7 protein-coding genes are annotated in these 8,605 nt (G+C 64.5%); 1 reads left to right on the forward strand and 6 read right to left on the reverse strand.

The annotated features are described in order from the left end of the window. Positions 1-25: 25 nt before the first annotated feature. The 6 genes from PVZ78_RS20075 to PVZ78_RS20100 form a co-directional block, all read right to left on the reverse strand. The gene (locus PVZ78_RS20075) at positions 26-1,864 is read right to left on the reverse strand and encodes a flavin monoamine oxidase family protein (RefSeq protein ID WP_135006418.1); all 1,839 of its coding nucleotides are present in this window, start codon (positions 1,862-1,864) and stop codon (positions 26-28) included. Between the two features lie 142 nt (positions 1,865-2,006). Next, a complete protein-coding gene (locus PVZ78_RS20080; RefSeq protein ID WP_273829136.1) occupies positions 2,007-2,399 on the reverse strand; it encodes a VOC family protein in 393 nt (130 codons plus the stop codon). A 286-nt stretch (positions 2,400-2,685) separates the two neighbouring features. Continuing rightward, positions 2,686-3,999 (reverse strand): NAD(P)/FAD-dependent oxidoreductase, encoded by a 1,314-nt coding sequence (locus tag PVZ78_RS20085; RefSeq protein WP_041986811.1) that lies wholly within the window; start codon positions 3,997-3,999, stop codon positions 2,686-2,688. Positions 4,000-4,057: 58 nt separating this feature from the next. Beyond that, on the reverse strand, positions 4,058-5,422 hold the full coding sequence (locus PVZ78_RS20090) for a glutamine synthetase family protein (protein WP_273829137.1): 1,365 nt from the start codon (positions 5,420-5,422) through the stop codon (positions 4,058-4,060). A 474-nt stretch (positions 5,423-5,896) separates the two neighbouring features. Further along, positions 5,897-6,556 carry a methyltransferase family protein gene (locus PVZ78_RS20095; RefSeq protein WP_124313266.1) on the reverse strand — a complete coding sequence of 220 codons (660 nt, stop codon included), beginning with the start codon at positions 6,554-6,556 and terminating at the stop codon, positions 5,897-5,899. A gap of 372 nt (positions 6,557-6,928) precedes the next feature. Further along, on the reverse strand, positions 6,929-7,831 hold the full coding sequence (locus PVZ78_RS20100) for a LysR family transcriptional regulator (RefSeq protein WP_009048369.1): 903 nt from the start codon (positions 7,829-7,831) through the stop codon (positions 6,929-6,931). 175 nt (positions 7,832-8,006) lie between these two features. Between PVZ78_RS20100 and PVZ78_RS20105 the strand changes: the two genes are divergently transcribed. Then, positions 8,007-8,605, forward strand: a 599-nt coding sequence (locus PVZ78_RS20105) for a hydrolase (RefSeq protein WP_273829066.1), incomplete at its 3' end; no start/stop codon positions are given.

Genomic DNA, 8,605 nt, shown 5'->3' on the forward strand with positions numbered 1-8,605 from the left:
GGTCTGGAGTGACGCTATTTGCCGGTCAGTTCAACTCGACCGGTTTCAACTGCTCCCAGGATTCCACCGGGCCCGGGTTGGCCGGCTGGCTGCCGCCGCCAAAACACACCGCCAGCTTGTTCAGCGCATTGATCGCGGTGGTGACCGCGCCTTCGGCCCAGCCGGCCGTCCAGGACACGTCATCGCCCGCCAGGATGAAGCGGTCGGGATTGCCCGTGTCGATGCCGCTCATGAACTGGGAAAAGATCCGCCGCTGATATTCGTACTGCCCTGGCAGGTTCATCTTGAAGGCGCCCAGGTACAGCGGCTGATCCTCCCAGTTGTGCTCCACGAACGCATTGACGGTGCTGTATTGCTCGTTGAGGTTGATCCCCGGATAGATGTTGTCCAGCAGGTTGGTGCACAGCTCGACATGCTGCGGCAACGGCGCGGGGCGGTCGCCGAGGAATTTCAGCGCATCGTCGTTCCAGGTGTAGGACAGGAAGATCCCGCTGCCTTTGTAGTCGCCCTTGCTGGCCGAGTAGTCGACCAGGTAAGTGCCGCGAGTCAGGCGGTCGGAGAGGGTGATGCTCATCTTGCGTTGCTCGTCGCCCACCACAAGGTCGTTCCAGAACGGGCGCTGGGTGGCGGCGAAAATCTTCGCCGACTGCATGTAGTGGGTGTACATGATGGCTTCCCAGGTATCGATGGGCAGCAGGCTGTTCATGGCGGGAAGGCTTTGCGGGTTCCCCGAGTAGCGCAGTTTGTCGAGGATCCGCACATGCGGGGTGTAGATGACGCTGGGGAAGTGGCACTGCTGGGTCTTTCGGGTGCGGGTGTCGGTGATGGCGACGCGGAAGGAACCGTCCGGTTGGCGCTCGATGTGTCGCACCTCCTTGTGGAACGGGTCGTCGAACACCTCGCGCGACAGCGCTTCGACCGTGGTGTCCTCGCCCCAGTGCAGCATCACGTCCCCCAGTTCCTTCGGCGCCTTGGACCAGAGCCGTTGCGGCAGGCTCGAGGAGCCGTCGAACATCAGTTGGTGGTCGGCGTCCAGGCCGGTGTACAGCACGCGCAGCAACTCGAGGATGCTGTTGGGGTAGTCGGTGTTCCAGCCGCCGGTGCCGAAGCCGATCTGGCCGAACAGGTCGATATCGGCCTTGCTCCAGCCGGAATTTTCCAGGAGCGCGGCGTAGAAGCTGACGTCGTCGCCGCTGGTTCCCGACTGAGGTTTGACGATGGCATTCCAGAGCTGCTTGATCTTCTGTTGATCGATGGAGCCCTCGGTCATGGCCTTTTCCAGATCTTTGAAGTGGTAGTTTTCCAGGAAGTCATCGAAGAACTGGTTTTCCAGCTCGACGTATTCCTGTGGCTTTGGAAAGGCCGGGTTGCCGTCCACTTCGTAATAGACCTTCTCCCCGCGGTAATCGACCACCGTACTGATCGCCGCGGCAGTCCCCGGGTTGGGAAAGTCCGCCGAGTTTTCGGTCATGCCGACTTTGCGGAAGTAGTGGAACAGCGCCTTGCCCGACACCGGGAAACGCATCGCGCCCAGTTCACAGAGCACCTGGCTGCCCGGGTTTTCGGGGTCGCCCTGGACCTTGGAGTAGAGCCGCCCGCCGATGCGCTCGGAGGCCTCGACCACCACCGGGTGCAGGCCCATGCGCATGGCTTCATAGGCGGCGACCAGGCCGGCGACGCCAGCGCCGACGATCAACACTTTCTGCCCATAGTTCGCCGGGTCTACCTGGCAGGGGGGAAGCTTTCGATTAGCCGCGCTCTGCAAATAGTTGGCGTAGTGAAAGGGGAAGTCCGGAATCAGCGCAGTGACATCCTTGTTCATGCGCAGGGGAGAGCGGTTGGTTCTTGAAGGAATCGCAGACATGGGGTTTCTCCTTGAAAGTCATTTCCATGTGTTTCCACTTGCTCGATGGCTCTATATCCATAGTCGCCGAGGCTTCAGCCTAGAGCAGATTCCCGGGTTGTATAGGTTCGCGCGGGTTTTGTGCCCGCACGAGCCGAAGGAACTAGGACTGCACCGCCGTGCACAACTCCACCAGCAGGCCGTCGGGGCAACGCACGTAGGACACCGTCTGTCCCCAGGGCTTTTCGCCGGGCGCGCTGAGTTCGCTGGCGCCGGCATCCAGCGCCTTTTGATGGGCGGCGTGCACGTCTGCGCAGACCAGGCTGATTTCCATGCCCAGCGGCCTGGCCGAGCTGTGGGCCTCGACGTGGCCGCCGTTGAAGTTCATTGCGCCCAGTTCATGGGCGGCGAAGGCGAGGGCGGTGGCGCCGGTTTCCAGTTCGCCGTAGGTGCCGGACTCATGGAGAAAACGGGTGGGCAGGCCGAAGGCGCGATTGAAGAAAGCCAGCGAGGCGCTGACATCCGGGACATAGAAAATGGTGTAGGCGAATTTCATGCTTGAGCGATCCTTGTTCATTGAAACTGGAGGGCCACGAAGGCCGGTTTATGTGTCGCCCTGGCACCCGCTTGGGCGTGCGCATGAGTAGGAGTGCCCGGTCGGTTTGGGCACTGAGCATTCAGGGTGCCGCGCAAGCGTACTACCCGATTCCAGGGACGATGATTTTCAATGGTTACAGATCGCTACCAGGCAGGCTTCGCGGCGAAAGGCTTGCTGGCGATGGCGGTCTTGAGGGCGCTATCGCGAGCAAGCTTCGCTCCTACAGAAGCGAGGAGTACGGGGCTCAACGCAACCGTTCAAGCATCTGGTAGTACCACATGCCCGCCGCCAGCATCGGGTTGCCCAGATGGTCGCCGAAGGGCACGCGGATGTGCTGGCAGGCGGCGAAGGTGTCGTAGTCGCCCAAGTGCCCGGTGATGGCCTGGGCCATGATCTCGCCCATGATGTGGCTGGTGGCGATGCCGTGGCCGGAGTAGCCCTGGCAATACCAGACGTTGTCCGAGAGCTTGCCCAGTTGCGGGATGCGGTTGATCACGATGCCCATGGCGCAGCTCCACTGGAAGTCGATGGCCGCGCCCTTGAGCGCCGGGAAGGTGCGTTCGATGCACGGGCGCAGTTCGCCGGCGATGTCCCGCGAGTCCTTGCCGCTGTAGTTGGCGCCGCCACCGAACAGCAGGCGGCCGTCGGCGGTCATGCGGTAATAGTCGAGCACGAAGCGGCAGTCGTAGACCGCCAGGTCCTGGGGGTTGAGGCGCTTGGCCAGGTCGCCCAGGGGCGCGGTGGTGACGATGCCGCCCATGGCCGGGAAGATCTTGCCCTTGAGTTGTTTCGGCTCCAGCTTGTGGTACACGTCGCCGGCCAGCAGCACCTGTCTGGCGTCGATGCGGCCCTGGGCGGTGATCACCGCCGGGCGCTCGCCGTGGACGATCTGCAGCACTTCGCTGTGCTCGAAGATCAGCGCGCCGAGGCTCTCGGCGGCGCGGGCTTCGCCGATGCACAGGTTCAGCGGATGCAGGTGCAGGTTGCGGGTGTTCTTGATCGCGCCGTGGTACAGCGGGCTGTCCAGCACCTCGCGCAGCTGTTGCTTGTCCAGCAGGCTGACCTCGTCGCCCATGCCGCGGCGCACCGCTTCTTCGTAGTCGGCGCGCAGGCCGGCGAGGTGGCTGGGCTTGTAGGCGGCATGCAGGTGGCCGTGCTTGAGGTCGCAGGCGATGGCGTATTTGTCCACGCGCTGGCGGATGATCCGGTGCCCGCGCCAGCGCAGTTGCCAGATGAAATCGTCGACCTCGTCGCCCAGGGTGCGGCGCATCTGCTTGCGCATGGCCTCGTCGCCGGACAGGCTGCCGGTGACCTGGCCGCCGTTGCGCCCGGTGGCGCCCCAGCCGATCTTGTGGCTTTCGACCAGGGCCACTTTCAGGCCTTTTTCCGCCAGTTCCACGGCGCTGGCGACGCCAGTAAAACCGCCGCCGATGATCACCACGTCGACGCTCACCTGGCCTTGCAGGGGCGGGTAGGCGGTTTCGTCATTCAGGGTGGCGCTGTAGTAGGAAGGGCAGCGTTCGGCTGCTGGTGTTACCGGGTTGAATGCGGCTGTCATGGGTCGTTCTCGAATGCTGGGAGGGGGCCGGGCCGGCGCCGTGACGCCGGCCAGCGCGTCACGCCTGGGTCAGGTACCAGCGCCAGTCCTGTTCGCCGACTTCGGCCATGAACTGGCGGTATTCGGCGCGCTTGACCGCCAGGTAGACCCCGAGGAATTCGCTGCCCAGGGCATTGCGGGCCCAGCTGGAGTTCTCCAGGGCGGTCAGCGAGGTCAGCCAGTCGGTGGGCAGCAGTTCGCTGGCCTGGGCATAGCCGTTGCCTTGCACCGGGTCGCCCGGATCGAGTTGTCCGCGCAGGCCGCGATGGATCCCGGCGAGAATCGCCGCGGCCGCCAGGTAGGGGTTGGCGTCGGCGCCGCAGATGCGGTGCTCGATATGCCGGCTGTTGGCCGGACCGCCCGGCACTCGCAGGCTCACCGTGCGGTTGTCGACGCCCCAGGTCGGTGCCAGCGGCGCGTAGCTGTTGGCCTGGAAGCGGCGATAGGAATTGGCGTTGGGGCAGAACAGCAGCAGCGAGTCGAGCAGCGACGCGAGCATGCCACCCACCGCCTGGCGCAGCAGCGGGGTGCCGGCCGGGTCTGCGGCGGCGAACAGGTTGTGGCCCGCGGCGTCGGCGAGGCTCACATGCATGTGCATGCCGGTGCCCGCCAGGTCATCGAAGGGCTTGGCCATGAAGGTCGCCTGCATCCCGTGCTGGTGGGCCACGGCCTTGACCAGGCGCTTGTAGCGCACCGCCTGGTCCATGGCCTCCAGGGCATCACCGTGCTCCAGGGTGATTTCCACCTGGCCCGGGGCGTATTCGGAAATCGCCGTACGCGCCGGAATGCCTTGCAGCTTGCAGGCGGCGTAGAGGTCGGCGAGGAAGGGTTCGATCTGCTCCAGCTCGCGCAGGCCATAGACCTGGGTGTGCCGTGGCCGGCCGCCGTCGGCGTCCAGCGCCGGTTGCGGGCGGCCGTTGCTGTCGCGCTTGGTATCCAGCAGGTAGAACTCCAGCTCGCAGGCCATCACCGGGTGATATCCCTCGGCCTTGAGCTGGTCGATGACCTTGATCAGCAGGTGACGCGGATCGGCGATGCTGGCCGGCAGGCCTTCCTGCGGGTGCATGCTGACCTGCACCGCGGCGGTGGGGATCTGTCGCCACGGCAGGCGCACCAGGCTGCCGGCCAGCGGGTAGGCGCGGCAGTCGATATCGCCGACGTCCCAGACCAGCCCGGAGTTTTCCACGTCGTCGCCCTGCAGGGTCAGGCCGAGGATGGTGCTGGGCAGCGGGCGGCCGCTTTCATAGACCGCCAGCAGTTCTTCGCGGTGCAGCAGCTTGCCGCGCGGCACGCCGTTGGCGTCGAGGATGAACAGCTCGATCATGTCGATATCGGGGTTGGCGGCCAGGAAGCTACGGGCCTCGTCAAGGGCTGCAAATTTCATGGTTCTCTCGCTTGCGCCATGACGGCGCGCAGGTTCGGTTCATGCAGCGGCGCCGGCATGGCCCGGTTGCAATGGCAGATAGCAAGGCGGCAGGGCTCGACGCGCAAAGGCGCGCGTTCAGAGCGAAAGCGAGAGATCCGGAGGGCGCGAGGAATGACGCAGGCGGGAGCGGCACAGGGCCATGGGCAGGTTGACCAGCAGTTTCATCGCAGGTCCCCGGGGTTGCCGTGGAGATCGCCGTGGGTGCGTTGTGTTGTCGCCATGCCAATGCCGATACGGCTGCACGGGGCAGCAGCGCATGTCTGGCAGGGCGGGCGGCAACACAAGGGGTTCATCGGCCGGCGGATCTCGTCAAGAATTCACGGACATTTCGTGCAAGTGAGGCTCACCGTTTTACCGGGACTGGTCCTCGCTGCCAAGGGGCGCGTCACAAAATATTTAACACCGCCCCCGGCAACGTAACGGAAAAAGTCCTCAGTAGATCCAGGGCACCAGGCGCCAGGTGTAGGCGCAGTAAGTGTCGTATTGCTTGCCGAACTCTTTGCGCAGCAAGGCTTCTTCGGCGTGGATGCGGGCGATCAGCGGGATCAGCATCAAGGCGGTCAGCAGCAGGCCGACCCCGGAGCGGAAGGCCAGGGCCCAGCCCGCGCAATTGATCAGCAACCCCAGGTAACTCGGGTTGCGCAGGGTGCCGTAGATGCCGGTGGTCACCAGCTGATGGCCGGGCTGGATCGCCACCAGGCCGCTGAAGCGATTGCCCAGCACGAACACCGGCCACAGCCGCAAGATGCCGCCGGCGATAAAGAACACCACGCCGAACCAGCGCGTGTCGGTGCCGCCAAAGGTCCAGAAATTCAGGCGGTCGGTGTAGGCGGGAAGAAAGGCCAGCAACAGCCCGAGGATGCCGAAGGCGGCGAGGACCCAGCGGTTTTCCCGGTCTTCCTGTTTGCCGGGGCTCAGGTTGCCTTCGCTGAACTGGGCCACGCCGGCCATCGCCAGCAAGGACAGGGCGATGACCCACAACGCGGGGTGGGAGAAGAACGCCACCAGCCCGCCCATGCCGAGGATGGCCAGGCCAAGGTAGACGAGGCAGGCGACCAGGCTGAGCGCCGCGAGTCTGGGAGAGTTACGCATGATGGCCCCTCACGAATGCCGAGGTGTATGCATTCAGTGTAGGTCCATCGTCGAGACAGCCCAGGTCGCCCGCGGCACCGCGTCGCCTGCATCGCCGGCAAGCCTGGCTCCTACAGAAGAGGAGGTGTTCACGCATGTCTGTAGCCGCTGCCGAGTAGCACGAGGCTGCGCTCGAGGACGAAGTCCTCGCAAAACCTGCGCATGCGGTTTGTCTGTAGGAACGCGGTGCCCGGTTTTGCGGCCCCTGCGGTGCCGATCGCAGCCTCGCGGGCTCGGCAGCGGCTACAGGGACGCCATGGTGTTCCCGGCTTCTGTAGGAGCGAGGCTTGCCCGCGAGGTGGTGTATCTGACACCCCATCTCGCCTGGATCACCTACGGATGCACAGGCGGTTTCTCCGCCAACTGGGCGACCAGGAATTCGATAAAGGCCCGGGTCTTTTGCGGCACGCGCCGGGCCGACGGGTACACCGCATGGATGCTGATCGGTGGCGCCTGCCATTCGCACAGCACCGGCACCAGGCGGCCGGCGGCCAGGGCGTCGGCGACGATGAAATCGGGCAGCAGGGCGATGCCCATGCCGGCCTCGGCGGCCTGGGCCAGCAGGTCGCCGTTGTTGGCGTGCAGCGGGCCGGTGACGTGGACGCGCTGGGTGTCTTTGCCGTTGCTCAATTGCAGGCTGACTCCGCTTTGCAGGTAGCCATAGTTCAGGCACTGGTGGGCGGTCAGGTCGCGGGGCGTCTGCGGGATGCCGGCGCGCTTCAGGTAGTCCGGCGAGGCCACCATGATCCGCGGCGCCGGGGCCAGCAGCTTGGCGACCATCGAGGAGTCGGCCAGGCTGGCGATGCGGATGGTCACATCGAAACCGCCGCGCACCGGGTCCACCTGCTGGTCGCTGAGCACCAGTTGCAATTCGATGTTCGGGTGCTGCTCATGGAACAGCGGCACCAGCGGCCCGAGGCGGCGCAGGCCGAAGGACATCGGCGCGTTGACCCGCAGCACCCCGCGCAATTCGCCGATGCCGTCCCGCGCCCGCTGTTCGGCCTCGTCCACGGCGGCCAGGACTTCCCGCGCCGACTCGTAGTACTCGGCGCCGGCTTCGGTCAGGTGCAGGCTGCGAGTAGTGCGGTGCAGCAGTTGCACGCCGATGGCTTCTTCCAGTGCCTGAATCTGTTTGCTGACTTTCGAGCGCGGCACGTCCATGGCCCGGGCCGCAGCGGCGAAGCCGTTGGCATCGACCGTGATGACAAACGCGCGCATGCATTCGATGCGATCCATGACTGTCCCTATTTTGGAATCAATGATTCTCGATTTTAGGGAATTGTCCCTTTTTAATCTAGCCCCTAAATTAGCCACCAAGCCGGCAGCAAAGCCTCCCCAGCGGAACCCGCGCCGAGCTCCCGAATTTTGCAACTCAACGTTTGAACCTACTCGACATCAAAAGGAACGCGCCATGTCTATCCGTGAACTGCTCAACCCAAGCAACTCCGCCCTGATCCTGATCGACCACCAGCCACAGATGTCCTTCGGTGTGCAGTCGATCGACCGCCAGACCCTGAAGAACAACACCGTGGGCCTGGCCAAGGCGGCGAAGATCTTCAACGTACCGACCATCTTCACCTCGGTGGAAACCGAGAGCTTCAGCGGCTACATCTGGCCGGAACTGCTCAGCGTGTTCCCGGATCACCAGCCGATCGAGCGCACCTCGATGAACTCCTGGGAAGACAAGAAGCTGGTGGAAGCGGTCAAGGCCACCGGGCGCAAGAAACTGATCATGGCCGCGCTGTGGACCGAGGTCTGCCTGAACTTCCCGGCCCTGGAAGCCCTGGCCGAAGGCTACGAGGTGTACATCGTCACCGACGCTTCCGGCGGCACCAGCCAGGAAGCCCATGACATGTCGGTACAGCGCATGATCCAGGCCGGCGCGGTGCCGGTGACCTGGCAGCAAGTGCTGCTCGAATTCCAGCGCGACTGGGCGCACAAGGAAACCTACGACGCGGTGATGGACCTGGTGCGCGAGCACAGCGGCGCCTACGGCATGGGCGTGGACTA

The organism is Pseudomonas sp. SBT1-2 (genome assembly GCF_028640875.1).
In the GTDB taxonomy this organism is placed as follows: domain Bacteria; phylum Pseudomonadota; class Gammaproteobacteria; order Pseudomonadales; family Pseudomonadaceae; genus Aquipseudomonas; species Aquipseudomonas chlororaphis_I.